General features: G+C 57.0%; 19 protein-coding genes and 1 pseudogene. 6 read left to right on the forward strand and 14 right to left on the reverse strand.

Annotated elements, in window-relative coordinates:
- The 3 genes and pseudogenes from ASE07_RS20615 to waaA form a co-directional block, all read left to right on the forward strand.
- Nucleotides 1-195, forward strand: a pseudogene (locus tag ASE07_RS20615) (phosphomannomutase/phosphoglucomutase); the annotation flags it as partial.
- Nucleotides 196-223: 28 nt separating this feature from the next.
- Entirely contained in the window at nt 224-1,222 is a 999-nt protein-coding gene (gene waaC, locus ASE07_RS20620; protein WP_057292710.1) for a lipopolysaccharide heptosyltransferase I, read from the forward strand.
- A gap of 27 nt (nt 1,223-1,249) precedes the next feature.
- The gene (gene waaA / locus ASE07_RS20625) at nt 1,250-2,527 is read left to right on the forward strand and encodes a lipid IV(A) 3-deoxy-D-manno-octulosonic acid transferase (protein WP_057292711.1); all 1,278 of its coding nucleotides are present in this window, start codon (nt 1,250-1,252) and stop codon (nt 2,525-2,527) included.
- Between the two features lie 59 nt (nt 2,528-2,586).
- Here waaA and ASE07_RS20630 read toward each other — a convergent pair whose 3' ends face one another.
- The 8 genes from ASE07_RS20630 to ASE07_RS20670 all read right to left on the reverse strand — a co-directional run bounded on the left by ASE07_RS20630 (nt 2,587) and on the right by ASE07_RS20670 (nt 11,858).
- Nucleotides 2,587-2,901: a hypothetical protein gene (locus ASE07_RS20630; protein WP_057292712.1), complete on the reverse strand. Its 315-nt coding sequence runs from the start codon at nt 2,899-2,901 to the stop codon at nt 2,587-2,589.
- A gap of 129 nt (nt 2,902-3,030) precedes the next feature.
- A complete protein-coding gene (locus ASE07_RS29020; RefSeq protein ID WP_156396848.1) occupies nt 3,031-3,438 on the reverse strand; it encodes a hypothetical protein in 408 nt (135 codons plus the stop codon).
- A 73-nt stretch (nt 3,439-3,511) separates the two neighbouring features.
- Nucleotides 3,512-3,898 carry a DUF5376 family protein gene (locus ASE07_RS20640; RefSeq protein WP_057292714.1) on the reverse strand — a complete coding sequence of 129 codons (387 nt, stop codon included), beginning with the start codon at nt 3,896-3,898 and terminating at the stop codon, nt 3,512-3,514.
- 147 nt (nt 3,899-4,045) lie between these two features.
- Nucleotides 4,046-4,324, reverse strand: a complete 279-nt coding sequence (locus ASE07_RS20645) for a hypothetical protein (RefSeq protein WP_200960991.1) — start codon at nt 4,322-4,324, stop codon at nt 4,046-4,048.
- A gap of 14 nt (nt 4,325-4,338) precedes the next feature.
- Complete coding sequence (locus ASE07_RS20650) at nt 4,339-5,610, reverse strand: PAAR domain-containing protein (protein ID WP_082584342.1); 1,272 nt, start codon at nt 5,608-5,610, stop codon at nt 4,339-4,341.
- A 276-nt stretch (nt 5,611-5,886) separates the two neighbouring features.
- Nucleotides 5,887-7,299: an efflux transporter outer membrane subunit gene (locus tag ASE07_RS20660; RefSeq protein WP_057292718.1), complete on the reverse strand. Its 1,413-nt coding sequence runs from the start codon at nt 7,297-7,299 to the stop codon at nt 5,887-5,889.
- Complete coding sequence (locus ASE07_RS20665) at nt 7,299-10,451, reverse strand: efflux RND transporter permease subunit (protein WP_057292719.1); 3,153 nt, start codon at nt 10,449-10,451, stop codon at nt 7,299-7,301. Before ASE07_RS20665 ends, ASE07_RS20660 begins: the two co-directional genes overlap by 1 nt.
- 138 nt (nt 10,452-10,589) lie before the next feature.
- Complete coding sequence (locus ASE07_RS20670) at nt 10,590-11,858, reverse strand: efflux RND transporter periplasmic adaptor subunit (RefSeq protein WP_082584343.1); 1,269 nt, start codon at nt 11,856-11,858, stop codon at nt 10,590-10,592.
- A 206-nt stretch (nt 11,859-12,064) separates the two neighbouring features.
- Between ASE07_RS20670 and ASE07_RS20675 the strand changes: the two genes are divergently transcribed.
- Entirely contained in the window at nt 12,065-12,715 is a 651-nt protein-coding gene (locus tag ASE07_RS20675; protein WP_057292732.1) for a TetR family transcriptional regulator, read from the forward strand.
- 71 nt (nt 12,716-12,786) lie between these two features.
- Here the strand turns inward: ASE07_RS20675 and ASE07_RS20680 are convergent, their stop codons facing one another.
- The 6 genes from ASE07_RS20680 to ASE07_RS20705 form a co-directional block, all read right to left on the reverse strand.
- On the reverse strand, nt 12,787-14,106 hold the full coding sequence (locus ASE07_RS20680; protein WP_057292720.1) for a TolC family outer membrane protein: 1,320 nt from the start codon (nt 14,104-14,106) through the stop codon (nt 12,787-12,789).
- Nucleotides 14,107-14,171: 65 nt separating this feature from the next.
- Nucleotides 14,172-14,495, reverse strand: coding sequence for a rhodanese-like domain-containing protein (locus ASE07_RS20685; RefSeq protein ID WP_057292721.1), 324 nt, complete (start codon nt 14,493-14,495; stop codon nt 14,172-14,174).
- 10 nt (nt 14,496-14,505) lie between these two features.
- On the reverse strand, nt 14,506-15,162 hold the full coding sequence (locus ASE07_RS20690) for a protein-L-isoaspartate O-methyltransferase family protein (protein ID WP_057292722.1): 657 nt from the start codon (nt 15,160-15,162) through the stop codon (nt 14,506-14,508).
- A gap of 42 nt (nt 15,163-15,204) precedes the next feature.
- Nucleotides 15,205-18,429 carry an efflux RND transporter permease subunit gene (locus ASE07_RS20695; RefSeq protein WP_057292723.1) on the reverse strand — a complete coding sequence of 1,075 codons (3,225 nt, stop codon included), beginning with the start codon at nt 18,427-18,429 and terminating at the stop codon, nt 15,205-15,207.
- A 44-nt stretch (nt 18,430-18,473) separates the two neighbouring features.
- Complete coding sequence (locus ASE07_RS20700) at nt 18,474-19,685, reverse strand: efflux RND transporter periplasmic adaptor subunit (protein WP_057292724.1); 1,212 nt, start codon at nt 19,683-19,685, stop codon at nt 18,474-18,476.
- A gap of 46 nt (nt 19,686-19,731) precedes the next feature.
- Nucleotides 19,732-20,382: a TetR/AcrR family transcriptional regulator gene (locus ASE07_RS20705; protein ID WP_057292725.1), complete on the reverse strand. Its 651-nt coding sequence runs from the start codon at nt 20,380-20,382 to the stop codon at nt 19,732-19,734.
- A 213-nt stretch (nt 20,383-20,595) separates the two neighbouring features.
- On the opposite strand from ASE07_RS20705, the gene ASE07_RS20710 reads away from it, so the two are divergent.
- Together ASE07_RS20710 and ASE07_RS20715 are read left to right on the forward strand one after the other, a co-directional pair.
- Entirely contained in the window at nt 20,596-20,898 is a 303-nt protein-coding gene (locus ASE07_RS20710; RefSeq protein ID WP_235548551.1) for a YkgJ family cysteine cluster protein, read from the forward strand.
- Between the two features lie 37 nt (nt 20,899-20,935).
- A complete protein-coding gene (locus ASE07_RS20715; protein WP_235548552.1) occupies nt 20,936-21,496 on the forward strand; it encodes a DUF1439 domain-containing protein in 561 nt (186 codons plus the stop codon).
- The last annotated feature ends 98 nt before the right edge of the window (nt 21,497-21,594 follow it).

Genomic DNA, 21,594 nt, shown 5'->3' on the forward strand with positions numbered 1-21,594 from the left:
GCCGAGCAGATCGTCACCATCGATGGCTTGCGGGTCGAATATGCGGATGGCTTTGGACTGGCGCGTTCATCCAACACCACGCCGGTGGTGGTGATGCGCTTTGAAGGGGAAACCGAAGCGGCGTTGCAGCGCATTCAAAACGAATTCAAGCAAGCCATCCTGGCCGCCAAGCCGGATGCCGTGCTGTCCTTTTGATGACTCGTCGTTCTGACTCGCATTCATCGTGAAGATTCTGATCGTCCGCGTATCGTCGCTTGGCGATGTCGTTCACAACATGCCGATGGTGGCGGATATCCTGCGCCACACTCCGGACGCCCAGATCGACTGGGTGGTGGAAGAGGCCTACGTTAATCTCGTACGCTTGAACAAGGGCGTGCGGCATGTGATTCCCTACGCCTTGCGGCGTTGGCGCAAAAGCCTGTTTGCACCGGCGACACGCGCAGAGATGGGTGAATTCCACCGGCGCATACGCGAGGAAGCGTACGACGTGGTTTTCGATACCCAGGGCTTGCTGAAGACCGGCATCGTGATGCGCATGGCGCGCCTAGTGACCAATGGCCAGCGTGTTGGCCTTGCCAACGGCACTGAAGGCTCAGGCTATGAAGGTGCTTCGCGTATTTTTCATACCAAAAGCGTGCCGGTCGATGTGCGTACCCATGCAGTATTGCGCGGCCGGCTGGTTGCAGCCGCAGGCCTTGGCTACCGTGTCGACACGCCAGCAGACTTCATGCTGCAGTCGCCGCATTTCGATGCGTTGCCGGCGTGGGTGCCGGACCGGCCCTACGCGGCTTTCTTTCACGGCACTGCGCGCGCATCCAAGCAATGGGCCCCGGACAACTGGGTACAGGTATCACGCCTGCTGGCTGAACGTCAATTGCCAGTACTGCTCGCGTGGGGAAACGATGCGGAGCATGACGCTGCCAAGGCACTCGCCGCGCAGATGAGCGACGCACACGTATTGCCGAAACTACCGATGATGGAAGCGGTATTGTTTGCCCAGCGGGCCGCACTTGCGATTGGCGTGGATACCGGTCTTACGCATATCGCTGCCGCCTACAACCGACCCACCATCGAACTCTATTGCGATTCCCCGCGCTGGAAGACCGAAGGCAACTGGTCGAGCAATATCATCAATCTTGGTGACCAGGGTACGCCGCCATCGGTATCCGACGTAGCAACGGCCATCACCAGTCTGTTGGGCCGCGTCAATGTCAGGCGCTAAGGTTTTGCTCGTCAGGACGGTGATGTAATGGCTCGTATTCTCTATTCCCTGGCATGGTGGCTGGCCTTGCCGCTGGTCGTCGGCCGGCTTTGGCTGCGCGGCAAAAAAGAACCGGGTTATCGTCTTCATCTTGGTGAACGTTTCGGCTTTTATCGGCAGAGTACAGCAAAGCCATTCATCTGGGTCCATGCGGTATCGGTAGGCGAAACGCGCGCAGCCGAACCGCTGATCGATGCGCTGTTGCAAGCTTATCCCGCGCACGCTATTTTGCTCACGCACATGACACCGACCGGGCGTGCAACCGGACAGGCATTGTTCGGCAAACACGGAGCGCGAGTCGTGCAGTCCTATCTGCCCTATGACACTGGCTGGATGGTTGGACGGTTTCTGCGATATTTCAAGCCACGCATCTGCATACTCATGGAAACCGAAGTGTGGCCGAACGTGATGGCGCAATGCACGAAACATCGTGTACCGGTTGCCCTCGTCAACGCACGGCTTTCCGAACGGTCACTGAAAAAAGCGCAGCGCCTGTCCGCGTTGATGACCGATGCCGCGCATGCGATGACGATCGTGGCCGCGCAAACGCAGGCCGATGCCGAACGACTGTCGTCACTTGGTGCGCCAAGCGTGCATGTCACCGGCAGCGTGAAATTCGATGTGACGCCGCCGGAGCATGCTGTCGAGAAGGGCAGGGTAATGCGTTCGCAAATCGGATCTCGACCCGTGCTGCTCTGTGCAAGTACACGTGAAGGCGAAGAGGCACTGATACTCGACGCGTGGCAGGCCGCGCCTGCAAGCAATACCTTGCTGCTTCTCGTTCCAAGGCATCCGCAGCGATTTAATGAAGTAGCGCAGATGGTGCAGGAGCGAGGGCTATCGCTGATCCGCCGTTCTGCCATGGGCGATGCTCCGGTATCGGTCGATACGCGCGTGTTGCTTGGCGATTCAATGGGCGAAATGTTCGCCTATTACACCGCCTGTGACCTGGCGTTTATCGGGGGCAGTCTCATGCCGCTGGGCGGGCAAAACCTGATCGAAGCCTGTGCCGTCGGCAAGCCGGTGCTGATCGGGCAGCATACGTTCAACTTTGCCGAGGTCAGCGATGATGCGGTTGCGGCGGGTGCGGCGTTGAGGGTGAGCGATGCGACAGAAATGGTCAGCGTAGCGCAAGGTCTTTTGTCTGCGAATGCGGAACGTGGTGTGATGGGAGAAAAGGCGTTGGCGTTTGCGCGTCAGCATCGTGGTGCTACTACACGAACGATGAGGTTGCTGCGGCCATTGATTGGTATTGAACGTCTTTGACTTGCCTTGTCCAACTCCATAAACCGCATGTTGGTTTTCTAAATGGCTTGAAGCCGCTACTAGGCGCCTGTCTCACTAGCCCGCGTATACTCCATCAAGTAAATTGTGCGGAAATCATTAAGGAGCGTAGCGGCATCTGTCGTCGTTAAGACTTGATACCCGCTCTTATTGATACAAGTTATTACTAAGCGATCTCCCGCATTGGCGGCACGAATTCCTCTATTAAGCAACATAAGACATTCTTCGTGATAGCTATCATCTGAAGCGCTGACAGACACCATTAGCTCAGCTGCTTCTTCAAGTGTTTGTTGATTCACGGTGCCGCCGAAAAGCGTGGCAAGAGATGTTTGCCAGTCAAAATCATGCAGTAACATGTGTGGTACGTTCAGGACGATTTCGATAAAGGATGCACTGTATATCTGGATTTCTCGGGAACACTGAACATGAACAGCGTTATCCGGACATTCTCCTGAAACATACCAGATGCTTCTTTGCTTTGTTATTTATCGTGATAGCGTTTGTAGGATCAAAGCCGTTTCTTTGTTTCGCTCAGGATGTCGATTGCAATATGCTCGTATCGCAGCACGAACATATTGCTCGACCGTAGGCTTATCGCAAAAAAATTCCGGATAAGCCAGTTCATAGCTCTCTGGATCAACAAAAGCGCGAAAGCGTGCAGACTCCGGCCAGTCCTCATAGCCTTTAGTCGCACCTTCATCACATCGCTCAATAATCCAACCCGGCGGTCCTTCCATACCGCCGATATCTGCTCCATCACGCATTACTGTTTCTAAGTCTGCAAATCGACAATCCATTAGTACCGCATTCAAGCAAAACTTTATCGCGGCATCTTTGTCTTTGTGCGGCTCAAGTCCGTTAAAAGCATCATAAAGGTAATCTGTATTTATCATGGCTGGTTAAGCTATCAAGGTCGATTATGCTACTGAATCCACAGAAAAACAGCACTCTGATGCACGTCGTCGTTTAGATTTCGATTTCTTGCGGTAATTTAGATTTCGGTTCTAACTGAAGGAAATTTCTCCAAGCTAACAGTGCGGCTGCAAATGAATCAATGCTAAGAATTTCAAAATACTCTTCATCATGGAGCGAATAAATTTTGGCCTGTTCCTTGGTTAATTCAGCACCCCAGGCATCGCGGCTCCATTCTGCGGAGTCAACGCTTGCGTCCTTAACTGATTTGATTCGATTCAACCCCTCGTCTAGCCACGATAGGGTGTCCAGAAAGTTTTGCCCACCATCGTCAGTTAAGATGCAATCGAGCGGACTAACACCATCAGTATTGATGACGGTTGAAATGCAGTTTGGCACTGGGACCCAGGCTGATTCTTCCCATGAAAAATTTAACTTCATTTTATGCTTCCGAGGTCGGTGATAATTGGTAGTGTTTGGTTTCACTTATCCTTCGACCTCGGAGGAGATGCGTAATATTTTTAAGTTCGAGCGGTTAGGTAGTTTGGAAGATAAAACCGCAGTGGCTTTTACATCTTTTATCGACATTCATGTATTTAGTGGTGCCCATAAAATCTTCTTGGCGTGCTCGCGCGCATCATTTTCGGTTTCAGCGTCAAACACTTCGTAGTCATCGTTACGTAGCATTTCTTTCCAAGAAAGATCTTGGTCTGAGAAGGCTAGTTTGAGTTCGCACTTTAATGCATCCAGGTTTCCACTTGATACAGCAGTCCTTTGGTAGATCCGGATTGCTGTATCTATAGATAATCCGTCTTCAGCATTAAAAACGGTCTTCAACATATGGGTGATATTCGGGTAGTTTTTCATTACGAAGTCCTAGATTAGTGAGGAGCAGGGTAAACCGTAATAGTTTCCCAGTTACCTGTTGCCACATTAAATTCGTATATTCCTTGAGCACTTCTTAAATTATCAATTCTCAATAATGGGCCTAGTGTTGTACTGTTCACCTTCACATTACTAGTGGCACCAATTCGCTTATAACCATACCCCAAGTCAACGCCTAGATTTCCGACATCCTGTGTCTCAACACGTACGACAGTTTGCCCGGGTTGTCTTGCAATTGCATTTGGAAGACCCCCAGAAGTCCTGATTGCCTGGTCCGTAGAAATGAGTAGACCATCAGAATAGAAGGCTGAAGAAAGCGGCGGGATGGGGCCTGTTTGTCCGTTCGGTTTGATACCAGTACGTGCACGTGTAATTAAAGCGGCATTAGTTACCCCACCTCCGTGCACTGAAATTGCGTGACCGTCTGGATGGGAAGTCAGTGCATCCCAATTTTCTGGCTTCATAGGACCGACAAAGTCAGCGTCTTTAGCCAAAGGTATTTTATTTGCGTCGTATAACTCTTCCTTAGCAATGCGCTGCTTCGGAAGAAAAGACTGCGGAATTCGTTTTCCTGCAAGAATTGAACTGCCTTTAGCACTCGCCGCACCACCAAACAACGAGCCGCCAAGCATCGCCCACTTCTGTCCATCGGATCCTATACCAAATACCTTTCCACCAATCCATTCCCCACCATACTGCCCCAGCGTGCCGCCCATAAGTCCCGCAGTCGCGATAATCGGCCCACCAAGGACAATCGCACTACCAATTCCAACAACAAGCAGTCCCGCATGCACCGCATCTGGAACAAGCTTTTCAGGCTGCAGTACATCCGTCTGCATCGTGCCACCACCAATGTAGACATTGTTCGATCCAGAAGTGATGACCGCAGAGCAGCCGACCTTGTCATTCACGCGTGCCGCAGGTTGGCCATTGATGAACACCGTCGCACTGCCGGTGGCGATAGGCGGATAGGGTGGGGAGTGTTTAGCACAATCGACGACATCGACATGTGCCCGTGCTGTGTGTACTCCATTGGTGAAGACATTGCCCGAGCAATCGCCCTTGATGACGCCGCATACTTCCTTTGGCGCCCAGCTCATGGTGCTGAACAGTTCTCCGATTCCAGCACCGCCGGCGGCCAATCCGCTTGTGCCTACGATGGCAATTGCGCCGACACCGATTGCTGCGCCTGCTGCCAAGCCGGTCAATAGCCAGTTCATGCTCGGGCTGTGGCCGATCGGATCGTGCAGGCGTGCGGCTTGCGTCATTGATACGGCTGCAAAGTAGGGATGGGAGGACGGACTAACAAAGTAAATACTTGCAATGCTGAGAAAGATTGCATTTATACTAACAAGTTGCTGTTAAGGCAAGCAATCTTTGGCGCGGCGAAGTCCGTCCAACCGTTTCCTCGTAGTTGTGAGTGGTGCGCCGTTCAATCAGCGAGGGAAGGTTACCAGCTTGAATTCCGGTATACCCCACAGATACAAAAAGGGCCTGTCGTCAACCATCCGACAGGCCCTTTTAAAACGACTTCTTATTTGGATTTACTTCGTCTGCGCAACCGTCACTTCATTCAAGCCGCCACCCAGCGAGCGATACAAATCAATCGCGTTCGTCAGACGCAGCAATCGCGCCTGAACCAGTGACTGCTGCGCTGAAAACAACTCCCGCTGCGCATCGAGCACATCGAGCGAACTCGACACGCCAGCCTGATAACGCTGATCGGCCAGCTTGAGACGTTCCGCTTGCGCTTCCTGCACCGCACGCTGTGCATCGATCTGCTCTTCCAGCGTTGCACGTGCGACCAGTGCATCCGACACTTCACGGAATGCGGTCTGGATGGTTTTTTCATAATCGGCTACCGCAACATTCTTGCGCACTTGCGCGATATCCAGGTTGGCACTGTTGCGGCCCGCATCGAAGATCGGCAATACCAGCGACGGTGCAAACGACCAGGTGCGGGAACCCGTTTCGAACAGGCCGGACAGTTCCGAACTGGCGGTGCCGATGCCGGCCGTCAGCGAAATGCGCGGAAAAAATGCAGCTCGTGCCGCGCCGATGTTTGCGTTCGATGCCAGCAGACGCTGTTCGGCGCCGCGAATGTCAGGACGGCGCGTCAGCAGTTCTGACGGCAAGCCGGACGGGATGTCTGTGACGATATTTTGTTCAGACAGGTTGGATGGCGGCGGCAGGTCGCTCAGCGGACGGCCGACCAGCAAGGTCAGCGCGTTGACCGCCTGCGCACGCTGGCGTGCCAATGTTGCCAGCGAAGCGCGTGCAGTCTGCACCAGGGTCTCGTTTTGGCGCAGGTCGAGTGCGGACGAGGCGCCTACCTCGAAACGTTGCTGCGCAAGTTTATAGGCAGTCTGCCGGCTTTCAAAAGTCTGACGTGCCAGATCGTACTGCTCGGCAAACGCACGCTCCGCCAGATAGGCTTTGGCCACTTCGGCGATCAGGGAAATGCGGGCTGACCGCGCGGCTTCCTCGGTGGCGAGAAATTGCGCGAGCGAGGCATCGTTCAGGCTGCGCACGCGACCAAAGAAATCCAGTTCGAACGAGGCGAGGCTCAGGCCAACCTGATACGCGGTGCCGACCGTCGATACGCCGAGCGGGCTGACTCCCGCAACCGTGCGCGCACGTGATCCGCTCACCCCCGCGTTAAAGGTCGGCAGCAGGTCGGCCGACTGAATGTTGTACTGGGCGCGTGCTTCTTCAATGCGCAAGGCAGCGATGCGCAGGTCACGGTTGTTATCCAGCGCGGCCGCAATCAGTGTCTGCAAGCGGCGGTCCGGAAAGAATTCACGCCAGCCGGTGGTGCTGGCCGCAGCCGCGCCCTGGCCGGGATCAGCCGGATAAGCGGTTGCGATCGGCGCTTCAGGCCGCTGGTAGGTCGGTGCCAGCGAGCAGCCGGACAGCACGCCGGCAAGCAGCAGAACAGAAGTAAGTTGCTTCATCATTATTTGGCTTCCTCTTGCAAATGCAGGTGCGAATGCTCGGCGTGGAAACGCTTCTGGCGTTCGCTGTCCTTGAACAGTCGGCGCACGATCACAAAGAATATCGGCACCAGGAACACGGCGAGCACGGTGGCGGTAATCATGCCGCCCATGACGCCGGTACCGATCGCTCTTTGGCTGGCGGAGCCCGCGCCGGACGCGATCACCAGCGGCAGCACGCCGAGGATGAACGCGAGCGAGGTCATGATAATCGGCCTGAACCGCAGATGCACCGCTTCCAGCGTCGCATCCAGCAGGTTGCGTCCTTCCGCTTGCAAGTCCTTCGCAAACTCAATGATCAGAATCGCGTTCTTCGCCGACAGGCCGATAATCGCAATCAATCCCACCTTGAAGTACACGTCGTTCGGCATGTCGCGCAGCGTAGCGCCGAGCAGTGCACCGAGAATACCCAGCGGCACCACCAGCAGCACAGCGATCGGAATCGTCGCGCTTTCATACAGCGCTGCAAGCACCAGGAACACCGCTAGCAGAGACAGGGCAAAGAGCGCCGGAGCCTGTGCGCCGGAGGTCTTTTCTTCCAGCGACTGGCCGGTCCATTCGAGGCCGATGCCTGCGGGAAGCTGACTCACCAGGCGTTCCATTTCTTCCATCGCTTCACCCGTACTGCGTCCCGGGGCTGGGCCACCGGAAATCTTCATTGCCGGATAGCCGTTGTAGCGGAACAGTTGCACCGGACCCTGGATCCACTTGGAAGACGTGAACGCCGAGAACGGCACCATTGCGCCCTGAGAATTGCGGACGTAGAGCTGCAGCAAGTCTTCCGGTTGCATGCGCTGCTGTGCTTCCGCCTGAACCACGACGCGTTGCTGGCGGCCCTGGTTCGGGAAGTCATTAATGTACGACGAACCCAGCGAGGTCGACAGCGTTGCATTGATATCGGCAAAGGTCACGCCCAATGCATTTGCTTTGTCGCGGTCAATGTTGAGTTGCAACTGTGGCGTGTCTTCCAGTCCTTCCGGACGTACGCCGGCCACTACCTTGCTCTGTCCTGCCATGCCCATCAACTGGTTACGCGCGGCAAGCAGCGCATCGTGGCCGACGCCACCGCGATCCTGCAGACGCATGGTGAAGCCGGTTGCGTTACCCAGTTCGGGGATCGGCGGCGGGCTCAGCGGGAACACGATCGCATCCTTGATCTCCGAGAAGGCACCAAAAGCCTTGCCGGCAATCGCTTCGGCCGACTGGCTCGCGTCGCGCTCCGACCAGTCCTTCAGCGGGCTGAACACCAGCGCGGCATTCTGGCCACTACCGGAGAAGCTGAAGCCGAGCACGCCAACCACGCGTTCGACGCCTGGCTGTTTCAGGTAGTACTGCTCGACCTGCTCCAGTACCTCCACGGTACGGTTCGCGCTTGCGCCCGGCGGCAACTGGATGTTGGTGATCAGGTAACCCTGGTCTTCCTGCGGCAGGAAGGAAGTTGGCATACGCACATACAGCAAGCCGACGATGCCAACGATCAGCGCAAAAATGATCATGTAGCGGCCGGACCTGGGAAGCATGCGTGCGACGACGCCCTGATAGCTGTTTGCGGTCTTGTTGAAGCGGCGATTGAACCAGCCGAAGAAGCCGCGCTTTTCATGGTGATGGCCTGCTTCGACCGGCTTGAGCAGCGTGGCGCAGAGTGCCGGTGTCAGGGTCAGCGCCATCAGGGCGGAGAACACCATCGACGACACCATCGACAACGAGAACTGGCGATAGATCGCACCGACCGCGCCGCCGAACATGGCCATCGGCAGGAACACCGCGATCAGCACCAGCGTGATACCGATGATCGCGCCGGTGATCTGGCCCATCGCCTTGCGCGTCGCATCGCGTGGCGAAAGACCTTCCTCGCTCATGATGCGTTCGACGTTTTCCACGACGACAATCGCATCGTCGACCAGAATACCGATCGCCAGCACCATGCCGAACATCGTCAGCACGTTGATCGAAAAACCGAACAGCAGCATCGTCGCAAACGTACCCATCAGCGCGACCGGCACGACGATGGTCGGAATCAGGGTATAGCGGAAGTTCTGGAGGAACAGATACATCACCAGGAACACCAGGATGATCGCCTCAATCAATGTCTTGACGACTTCCTCGATCGAGATCTGGATGAACTTGGACGTGTCATACGGAATTTCGTACTTCACGCCTGTCGGGAAGTAGCGCGACAGTTCGTCCATACGCTGGCGTACCGCCTTCGCAGTCGCGAGCGCATTGGCCGTCGGTGACAACTGTACGCCGACGGCGGCAGTCGGCTGGCCATTCAGACGGGCCGAGGTGGCGTACACCTGTCCGCCGATTTCGATGCGCGCGACATCGCGCAGGCGCACGGTGGAGCCGTTGGGATTGGCGCGCAGCACGATATTGCCGAATTCTTCCGGTGTGGAAAGCTGACCGGTAATGACGATCGGCGCCGTGACCTGTTGCGTATTCGGATTGGGCAAATCGCCCAGGGTACCGGAGGCAACCTGCGCATTCTGGTTACGAATGGCGGTGTTGACGTCGGCGGTAGAGAGCTTCAGGCCTACCAGCTTGGCCGGGTCGACCCAGATACGCATGGCTCGTTCGGTACCAAACAGCTGTGCTTGTCCGACGCCGGGCACGCGCTTGAGTTCGTTGAGCACGTTGCGCGAAATGTAGTCGCCCAGCGCGATCGGATCCAGTCGGCCGTCAGTGGACGACAAGGTGGTGAACAGCAGGAAATTGTTGCGGGCCTTGGTGACCTGCACGCCTTGCTGCGTCACCGCTTGCGGAAGACGTGCTTCGACGCGCTTGAGGCGGTTTTGCACGTCAACTGCGGCAAGGTCGGGGTTGGTGCCTGGCAGGAAGGTCACGGTGACTTGCGCCTGGCCGTTGGCCTGGGCCTGCGACTCGATGTATTGCAAGCCGTCGGCGCCATTCATTTCCTGTTCGATCAGGCTGATCACGCTTTCGTCCAGAGTTTGCGCGGTGGCGCCCGGATAGTTGGCGGTGATCTGTACCGCCGGCGGAGCGATCGTCGGATATTGCGCAATGGGCAGGCGCGTGATCGACAAGGCTCCTGCAAGCAGGATGAAGAGTGCGATTACCCAGGCAAATACCGGGCGATCGATGAAAAACTTTGCCATGCAGTGCTCCGTTATTGAGCGCGACCGGTGTGGCTGTGCGCCATGCCGGTCTTGACGCAGTGCGCGCGCTTAACGGCGCGCGCACTGCAGCAGATGAAGGAAACGTATTGCGATTGGTTCATTGATTGCGCAAACACGTTATTTCGTTTTTTGTTGTTGTGCCGCTGATGTTGATTGTGTTGCCTGCGTTGCCTGTGTAGTCTGTGCAGTCGGTGTGACGCCGGTAGCCGGGGCGGCTGCTGCAGGTGCCGCAGCGGACGCATTTTTCCAGGGTATCGATTTGACGGCCGCGCCCGGTTTTACTTTCTGCAGGCCTTCGACAATAACCTGATCGCCTTCCTTCAATCCTTCGCTGACGATCCAGCTGTTGCCTTGCGAGCGGTCCGCCTTGATGGGACGCTGCGTCACCTTGCCATCCGCGCCGACCACCATGACCGATGCGCCCGTCATGTCGCGCATCACGGCCTGTTGCGGTACGGTAATTGCATTTTCAGTTACAGCCTGCTCAAGCTGGGCACGTACATACATGCCGGGTAGCAGCATCCTGTCGGAGTTGGGAAACTCGGCGCGCAGGGTAACCGCACCCGAGCTTTCATCAACCGCCACATCCGAGAACAGCAGCTTGCCGGAATGCGGATAGGGGCGGCCGTCTTCACCCACCAGCGTTACCTTGGCCTCGTCCTTGCCTACGCGCTTGAGTTGGCCATTCGCCATTGCACGACGCAGTTGCAGCATGTCATTGCTGGACTGGGTCAAGTTCACGAACACCGGATCCAGTTGCTGAATCATCGCCAGCGGCGTTGCCTCACCCTGACCGACCAATGCGCCCTCGGTCACCAGCGCGCGGCCGATACGACCGGAAATCGGTGCGTTGACCGTTGCATAACCGAGATTCAGGCGGGCCGTTTCCTGTGTTGCCTTTGCCGTGGCCAGATCGGCGGTCGCCTGTTTCTGCGCGGTCAGCGCGTCGTCATATTCCTGCTTGCTGATGGCGTTGGTTTCGACCAGAGGCTTGTAACGCTGCACCTTCAGGTTCGCCTGTGCGAGATTGGCTTCCGCCTTCGCCACAGCCGCGACCGTACTATTGAAGGCCGCCTGATAGGGACCCGGATCGATACGGAACAATACGTCGCCTGCCTTTACGTCCGAGCCTTCCCGGAATACCCGCTTGAGCACAATGCCGGGAACGCGGGCACGTACCTGCGCAACGCGGGTTGCCTCGATACGCCCTGGTAATTCAGTCGTCATGACAAGGCGCTGCGGCGCTACGGTCACCACGGAAACTTCGGGCGGAGGCATGCCGCCGCCTGGCGTCTGGGCATTGGCAGTCTTTTCGCCGCAACCCGACAGCACGGATATGGCGCCGGTGAGAGCAAGAATGCAAGAGAGTTGACGAAGGTAAGTCATAAAGGTCGCTCGTAAGGTTGTTATTGCGGAGCTGCAGGCGGAATACGCAGATGACGGGTTGCTGGACGCGTTATCCACAACGGCATTATTTTTTTCAAGCAGCGAAGGTGCTATTATACATACATGCGTGAATGTATGTATCGCCCGGCACGCTACTTTTACGGGCAACCGATGATCATATCGTTATTAGAGAAATCGCACCTGACATGGCCCGAAGCACAAAAGAAGAAGCGTTGGAAACACGTAACCGCATTCTTGATGCGGCAGAAGAAGTTTTTCATCTGCACGGCGTAAGTCGTACGACACTGGCCGATGTAGCGGATGCCGCCAACGTGACGCGCGGTGCTATCTATTGGCATTTCAAGAACAAAAGCGACTTGTTCGACGCCATGTGCGAACGGATCCGCCTGCCGATGGAGGCGATGGTAGAAGCCAATGCCGATGGGAATGAAATCGATCCCTTGGCCCGGCTGCGCGAAACCTGTATTTTTGTCCTGATGGAGGCGGTTAACAACCCGCATTCAAGGAAAGTCTTCGACATCCTGCATCACAAATGCGAATTCGTCGACCCACTCGATCCCATCATGATCCGGCAGACCGAATGCTATATGGAAGGACATATTCGGCTCGAACAAATTCTGACCAATGCGATTGCCCGTGGCCAGTTGCCCGTCGATCTGGATGTCAAATTGGCAGCAGTCACCTTGCGCAGTCAGCTGCACGGATTGCTGAACAACTGGCTGTTTGCGCCGGCCTCATTCGATCTTGCACCAAATGCCGAACGCCTGGTGGACGCCGCGCTTGATACGCTGCGGTATGCGCCTTCACTCCGCAGGCTTGCATCGTCATCCGCGTAGAGATTTGCTGCACCGTGATGCTACAGATAAAACCATGTCATGCCGTAACAGGCGCGACATCTCGAATCCGCTTACGGCACCAATAGCGAATTCACCACCGCAAGATCTTCTTCTTTCAGGACCCCGGCTGCCGATTTCAATCGCAGGCCGTTGACGATCGTGTCGTAGCGTGCGCGCGCCAGATCACGACGTGTTGAATAAAGCTGTTGCTGTGCATTCAGTACGTCGATGTTGATACGCACACCGACCTGATAGCCAAGGCGGTTCGATTCCAGCGCCGACTGGCTGGAGATTTCGGCGGCTTCCAGTGCGCGGACCTGAGCGAGTCCCGAGTTGACGCCGAGGAAGGCCTGGCGTGCGCCTTGCGCTGCGACACGGCGTGCATTCTCAAGATCGGAACGGGTACGGTCTTGAAGTGCAATCGCTTCCCGTACCCGGCTTTCAACCGCAAAGCCTGCGTACAGGGGGATATTCCATTGCACACCGATGACATTGGTATCGGACACGCTGCCGACCGGTGAGGTCAGGCTGCCGGTCTGGTTGCTGTGATTGCGGCTCGCCACCAGGTCCAGTGTCGGGTAATGGCCGGCGCGGTTGCGCTTGATTTCTCGCTGCGCAATTTCCAGCGCAAGCTGCTGGCCGATCACACCATAATTCTGCTGTTCGGCGCTTTGCACCCAGTTGTCGATAATGGCCGGTTCCGGTCCTGACAACTTGATGCCGGGACGTAGCGTCGCCAGAGCGCCGGATGGCTTGCCGATGATCTGCTGCAGCGCGGTGCGCTTGATTTCCAGATCATTCTGACCGGCAAATTCCTGCGCGATCACGAGGTCGTAGCGTGCCTGCGCCTCATGCGTATCCGTGATTGTCGCGGTACCGACTTCGAAATTGCGCTTGGCCGATGCGAGCTGCTCGGTAATCGCGCTTTTCTGCGCCTGCACCGACGCCAGCGCATCCTGCGACGCCAGTACGTCGAAGTAGGCTTGCGACACGCGCACGATCAGATCCTGTTGCGCCTGCGCAAACTGCGCTTCGCTCGCAGCGACCGACAGTTTGCTCTGCTGGTATTGCTCCCAATTGGCGGCGCGGAACAGCGGTTGGGACAAGGTCACGCTGTAGCCATTGGTATTGAAATTGCGGCCAGTCGAAATGCCGGCCGCATCCAGATCAAGATTGGTGCGGTTGTAACTCCCGCCGGCGCCGATCTGCGGTAACAGTCCTGCCCGTCCCTGCACGACTCTTTCCTGACCGGCTGTCAGCGTCGCACGCGCGCTGGCATAGACTGCGTCATTGGCGAGAGCCTCGCGATATACCTGCAGCAGATCGATGGCGTGCGCATTGATCGACACGAAAGCGCCGGCAAGCAGGGTGGCGATGGCAGTTTTCCGCATTGGAATTTCTCCGGGGGAGTCAGTTGGGACGGTTGAATTCTTGTTTTTAAAATTGCCTTCAGTGCCTAATAAGTCGGCATTGACTGGTCCACCTGCAAGGCCCAGGCATGGATGCCGCCGGTCAGGTTAATGACATTGGCAAATCCATTCCGCTCGAGAAAAGCCGCGACCGACATGCTGCGTGCGCCGTGATGGCAGATGCAGATGATCGGCGCTTCATCATCGAGTTCCTGCATGCGCGCGGGCACGGTGTTCATGGGAATCGGTACCGAACCTGCGATGTGGCAGGTCTGGTATTCCCAGGGTTCGCGCACATCCAGCAGCACCGGCTTCTGGCGCGATTCGTCGGCAAGCCATACGGCCAGTTCAGGAGCGGTCAGGTTTTGCATGATGTCGATCTCAGAAGGTAAATTGCGGCGGCAAGACAGCGTCGCGCAGCGGCTTGACATCGGTCTCGAACACCTTGACGGTGTCGTAGCCGGTATCCGACGTGCGCGTGATGAGCTGCGCCGACATGACAGGTGGTTCGCCGACAATGACAAACAGGCGGCCACCGACTTTCAGCTGCTTGAGGAAGGCGTCGGGCAGCACCGGCAGCGAGCCGGAGACCACGATCACGTCGTATTGTGCATCGCCTTTGCCCCAGCCCTGGGCGCCGTTGCCCTGCACCACATCCACGTTGCTCACGCCGTTGGCCGCCAGGTTCTTTTCAGCAAGCGCTTTCAGCTCGGGGTTGATTTCCACGGTGGTCACGTGGCGCGCCTTGTGGGCGAGCAGGGCGGCCATGTGGCCGGTGCCGGCACCGACTTCGAGAACATTTTCATGCTTCTTCGGCGCGACTTCCTGCAGGATGCGCGCTTCCATTTTCGGTGCGAACATGTACTCGCCGCCTGGCAAGGGAATTTGCGTATCAACGAAAGCGAGGCTCTTGTAGGCATCCGGAACAAAAGCTTCGCGCTTGACCACCATCAGCAGTTCGAGCACATCGGGAGCAAGCACGTCCCAAGGGCGGATCTGCTGTTCAATCATGTTGAAACGGGCTTTTTCGATATTCATGTCAGGACTCGATAGTGGGTTGGAGACGAACTCGCTATTTTATCAAACGGCATCGTTATTTTTGCTCTGCAGCACCGGTGTTGCAGGGACACCATGATGCGTGTCACCCTCGGCACCATGCCATTTGCGCCGTGCCCATGATGCAAAATCGTCAAGATAGGTATAAATCACCGGCACCACGACCAGGGTCAGCAGCGAGGAGGTGATGATTCCGCCGATCACCGCCTGACCCATCGGCGCACGCTGTTCCGAGCCCTCGCCGAGGCCGAAGGCGAGCGGCACCATGCCGAACACCATGGCCAGTGTCGTCATCAGGATCGGACGAAGGCGCACATGGGCCGCTTCCAGCAGGGCTTCGGTACGCCCGGCGCCGGCCTTGCGCGCCTGGTTGGCAAAGTCGACCAGCAGGATCGCATTCTTGGTCACCAGGCCCATCAGCATGATGAAACCGATAATGGAAAACATGTTCAGCGTCGAACGGAAGAACATCAGCGCGAGGAAGACCCCGATCAGCGTCATCGGCAGTGCCGACATGATCGCGATCGGCTGCAGGAAGCTGGCAAACTGCGACGCCAGGATCATGTAGATGAAGATGATCGCCAGCGCCAGCGCCGACAGTGCATAGCCGAAGGATTCCTGCATGTTCTTGGTCGCGCCGCCCATCTGGTAGCGGTAGCCGGGCTGCCAGTTCATGCTGTCGAGCACGCGGCGTACCTCGGCGCTGACTTCGCCGGCGGAGCGGCCAACCACGTTGGCCGACAGTTCGACCTCGCGGTTCAGGTCGCGCCGGTTGATCTGGTTGGCGCCGGTGGAAGGCGTAATGGTCGCCACCTGGCGCAGCGCCACCATACGCGGGGTGCCGTCGGCATTGGTTTGCGAGCTGGCCAGCATCAGGCGCGACAAGTCCTCGGCATTGTTGCGATCCGACGGGGCCAGGCGCACCTTGACGTTGTAATTCTCGTCATCGGGCGCACGCCATGTCGTGGTTTCGTCGCCTGCCAGCAGCGGACGCAGCGCATTGCCGATCTGGGCCACGCCGACGCCGAGGTCGGCACCGATCTCGCGGCGCGGTTCGATGGCAATGGTCGGCTTTTCCGCTTTCAGGCTCGAGTCGAGGTCGACCACGCCGGGAATTGCGCGGATTTTTGTCATGGCTTCGTCGGTCAGGCGCGCCAGCTGTTTCAGGTCAGTGCCTTGCAGGCTCAGTCGCAACTGCTTGTTGTCGCCGCCGACGCCATCCAGCGAACCGACGTGGGTTACCGTGATACCGGCGACCTGCAACAGGCGCTGCCGGATCGGGTTGCTGAGCTGACCGGTGCTGCGCTGGCGTTCGTTGCGCGGTACCAGGCGCATGAAGGTCGTGACGTAATTCTTGCCCTGTGCGGAGCCGGTATTGATGGTGGTGTACAGGTCGCGCACTTCGGGAAATTCCCGCAGCATGCCTTCTACCTGCTGGCTTTTGGTTTCAGTGAATTCCAGTGACGAACCGACTGGCGTGTAATAGGTGACGCCGATTTCGGAATAGTCGCCCTGCGGCACGAATTCGCTACCGATCAGACCGGTAGCAGGAATCGCCAGGCCGGCGAAAAAGGTCGCAACCGCAATCACCAGCGTCAGCACGCGGCGCTTGAGCGACCAGGCGAGCAAGTTCTGGTAAGTGCGCGACATCCACTGCACGAGTCGATCGAACTGCCCGAGCACACGCCCGATGGTGCGGTCGTACAGGTTGCGGTGCTTGCCGTGTTCGCCATGCACCGCCGGATCCTTCCAGATGGAAGACAGCATCGGGTCAAGTGTGAACGAGACAAACATCGAGATCATCACCGCCGCCACAACCGTGATGCCAAACTGATGGAAGAAGCGACCAATGATGCCGCCCATGAAGCCCACCGGCAGGAACACAGCGACGATGGAGAAAGTAGTGGCCAGCACTGCCAGGCCGATTTCCGCAGTGCCTTCGAGCGACGCGGTGCGGTGGTCCTTGAAACGTCCATTGACCTTCATGCCGGCGTGGCGGACGATGTTTTCGCGGACCACAATGGCGTCGTCAATCAGCAAGCCCACGCATAACGACAGCGCCATCAGCGTAATCATGTTGATGGTGAAGCCGAAGATGTACATGAACAGGAAGGTGCCGATGATGGCGACCGGCAAGGTCAATCCGGTGATCACGGTCGAGCGCCACGAGTTGAGGAACAGGAACACGATCAGAATGGTCAGCGCCGCGCCTTCGAGCATCGTGCGCCGCACGTTGTCGACACCGGTGCGGATCTGGCGAGAACTGTCCTTGATGACTTCGATCCTGATACCTGGATAGAGCGCAGCGAGACGCGGCTCCAGTTCCTTCATTGCTTCGGTCATGCCGTCGGCGACGTCAATGGTGTTCTGACCCTGTGCCTTCAGGATCTGCAATGCGAGCGTGCGCTTGCCGTTATACAGCGCAAGGCTTTCCTGTTCTTCTTGTCCGTCGACTACCGTGGCGACTTGGGACAGTGTGACCGGTTGACCGCCGCGGCGCGCGACGATGATGCGGTTGAAGTCTTGCGGATTCTTGACGCGGCCCTGGATCTGGACGACCTTTTCATCATCGGTCGAACGGATTGCGCCGGTCGGCAGTTCCTGGTTTTCATTGCGCAGGGCATTGATAACCTGGTCGATGCCGATGCCGAGCGCTTCCATTTCGGAAGGCTTTACATAGATCTGGATTTCACGCTTGACGCCACCGACCAGCGTGACCGAACCAACGCCACGCACGTACTCCAGGCGCTTCTTCACCACCTGATCGGCAATCGTGGTCAGTTCGCGCATGTCGCGCTTCTGGACGGCTGGATCGCTGGTCACGGCCACCGACATGATGGGCTGGTCAGCCGGATCGAAGCGCATCACGCGCGGTTCCTTTACCTCGCGACGGAACAGGGTTTTGACCAGCGCCACTTTTTCACGTACGTCCTGTGCCGCCTGGGCCGGGTCAATGGTCAGGTCGAATTCAATAATGACAACCGAACTGCCTTCATATGAACGCGAAAACAGGTTTTTAATACCATTGATGGTATTGACGCTTTCCTCGACCTTGCGCGTAATGTCGGATTCAACGGTCTCGGGAGATGCGCCCGGATAATCGGTCTGCACCACGACCACCGGAAAGGTAATGTCGGGGAACTGGTCGACGCGCAGGCGCTGATAAGAAAACAGCCCGAGCACGACCAGCACCATCATCATCATGGTGGCGAGGACGGGATTGCCGATACTGATGCGGGTGAACCACATGGCGTGTGTTTTCCTTCAGCGCTATTGTAGGAAGCGGTAACGCATTATTCTGCGGTGCCGTTGCGCGCAGGCGATGCGTTGGCTACCGGCGGGGCGGCTGGTGCGCTCGCCGCCTGTGACGCCGGGCCGTTTCCAACGATCTTGACCGGCGTACCTGGACGTAACATGCCGAGGTTGGTCCTGATAATTTGCGTGCCCTTGTCAAGGCCGGCGGTAATTTCCACCGCATCGCCGCTGCCATTGTTACCGCTCATGCCGAGCGTGACGGGCCTGCGCGCCAGCTTGCCGTCTTCGATGGTGTAGACAAAGGTTTGCCCGCCGTCTTTTTGCACGGCCGACGCGGGGACTGTCAACACGTTCGCTTTGCTGGCCAGGGTGAGTTGGGCTTCGCCAAACATACCGACGCGCAGCGCGGCTTGCGGATTGTCGATCACCACATAGACCAGGATGGAGCGCGAACCGGACTGGGTCGCCGGATTGATGCGAGCCACCTTGCCGATAAAGGGTTTGGGCAAGCCTTCGACCCTGACCTGTACTTCCTGCCCCAGCGCGACATTGCTGATGTCCGATGCGGGCACGGCAGCTTCCATTTCCATTTGCGCAAGGTCCACGACATCGAGCAGGCGATTGTCCGGCGACACTTTTTCGCCCGGCTGGATCGTGCGGCTCGACACCAGGCCGGCAATAGGTGCACGGATCACTGTGTCGCCAAGTGCCTTTTCAGCAAGGTCGAGTGCGCCACGGGCGGATTCAACGTTGGCACGTGCGATGTCGTACTGGCTTGCCGCGTTATCGAAGGCATTCTTTGAAATGAAACCCTTGTCCAGCAGCGCCTTGTTGTTGTCGCGTGACTTGGTGGCAATATCGAGCTGGCCGCGTGCGGCTTGCAACGCGCCCCTGGCCTGGTCAAGGCGGGCCAGGTAATCGCGGGTATCCATACGCACCAGGACCTGGCCGGATTTCACCGCTTCGCCTTCGCGTACCAGTACTTCAAGAATATCGCCGCCGACGCGCGCCTTGACACTGACCTGGTTGAAGGCGCGCAACGATCCCGACAAGGGCATCAGCTGGCGCAGCTCGCCGCCGCCGACCTGCATCACATCGCTTGGCAAAAATTCCATCGCGCCTGGTGTCTGTGCAGCGTTCGTCGTTGCGGGTACTTTGTCCTGCGCCGGCTTTCTCAGCATAGCTCCGGCAACTCCTGCTGCCAGCAGGCACAGGATAAGGATGATCCAGAAAGAGCGTCTTTTCAGCATGGAGAGTCCGAAGATCAGGAGATCAAGAGGTCATTCGCGCAAGGTATCAGGATACCGGTGGGGCGGAAGGTTGCAGCACGCCGTGCAGGAAAAGGTCGATAAAATTCTTCAGGTAGGTTTCCGGAGAAATCGCTTCCGCATCGAGCGCGCCAAAAGAATGTTTCCAGAGCATCAGCATGATCATCGGGGCACACACGACATTCAAGCTCTGCTTGATGTCGATATCACGAAATTCCCCGCTTGCGACACCACGTTCGAGCATGCGCCCGATCATCGCGTTGCCGCGCGAGATCACCTCATCGTGATAAAACTTTGCCACCTCAGGAAAGTTGCTGGACTCTGCGATCATCAGCTTGGTAATGCCTGATAGCTTGGTGCCGCCTATCCTTTCCCACCAGCCAAAGGCGATCTCGCGAAACAATTCGCTGGTCGGGCCCTGGAAGTTATCGACAATGCTTTCCGCTTCACCCAGGATGGGCACGACGTTTTCGCGAACGACGGCCTTGAACAATTCTTCCTTGTTCGTGAAATACAGATACAGTGTGCCTTTGGAAACACCGGCCTGCGCCGCGACATCGTCCAGTCGCGTCGCCGCATAGCCGCGTTCAACAAACAGGTCCAGCGCCGCCGCAAGCAACTCTTGCGGGCGAGCCTCCTTACGCCGTGCCCAGCGCGGCTTCTTAAACGGGCAATTCATAGTGGGAATGAGCGTTTTCCAAATAACTTACTAATGAGTCAGTAATGTAATCTTCCTTGCCTATAGCGTCAAGAACTGCCGGCCTGATGACGCTAAATCACTGAAAACACTGCAACTTCATTTCGGATAGTCGATAGAATTGCGGTCTATTCAGAATGGCGGTGCAGGGCGGCACAGATATGAATTTGGTAATTCAGTGATGGAAGACGGAATATGCTTGATATGGACACGAACGCGACCTTGACCAAGGGCAAGGATGACAAGCTGTCGTGCCGTTCGGGGTGTGGCGCTTGCTGCACGGCACCATCGATTTCATCGGCAATACCCGGCATGCCGGAGGGTAAGCCGGCCGGCGTGCGTTGCGTGCAACTTGACGCCAGAAACCAATGCATGATCTTCGGCAAACCCGAACGTCCGGCGGTGTGCGAAAGTCTACAGCCGTCGACCGAGATGTGCGGCGAGTCACGCGAGTACGCAATGCAGTATCTGGCTCGACTGGATGCATTGACGAGTTGACCAGTTCACCAGTTCATATTGGCCCGAAGGAGAAACAATGAAAGTCCGGCTGATCACGCTGTGCCGGTTGTCTCAACTATTCATCCTGTGCCTGCTAGTGTCGTGTGCGACGATCATCGGCCCGCAGACCCGGGAGATATCGCTGGCACAACTGCAGGAATCGATTTCCAAACGCTTCCCGTTTAATAATCGCTATTTGCAACTGCTGGACATCCGTGTTACCAATCCACGCGTTTCCTTGCAGCCGGAAGGTAACCGCCTTCTGACGAGCATGGATATTTCGATCTCCCCACCCTTCCTGAAGCAGTCCTGGACCGGGAATTTCGCGGTATCAGGCCAACCGCAGGTCGACATGGCGCAGAATGCCCTGATCCTGGCCGAACCACGTGTGGAAAGCCTCACTGTCAACGGCCTGGACCCGTTGTATGCAAACGAGATAACACGCATCGGCGGTTTTGTTGCTGAGCAAATGCTGCAGAACTTGGCTCTCTATACATTCCGGCCTGAAGAGTTGCGCTATGCAGGCGTGAGTTTTAATCCATCAAGAATCACCACAGGCCAAAATTCCGTCGTGGTAACCTTTGAGCCCGTGAAATAATAGCGAGCAGGACTGTGACGGCTTGAGCCAAGGCAAGTTTTGTCAGCATGATTTAAGGCAAGCTAGTAACCCTGACCGTTGTATTGCCGACCCGCGAG

This window comes from Noviherbaspirillum sp. Root189 (assembly GCF_001428545.1).
In the GTDB taxonomy this organism is placed as follows: domain Bacteria; phylum Pseudomonadota; class Gammaproteobacteria; order Burkholderiales; family Burkholderiaceae_D; genus Noviherbaspirillum.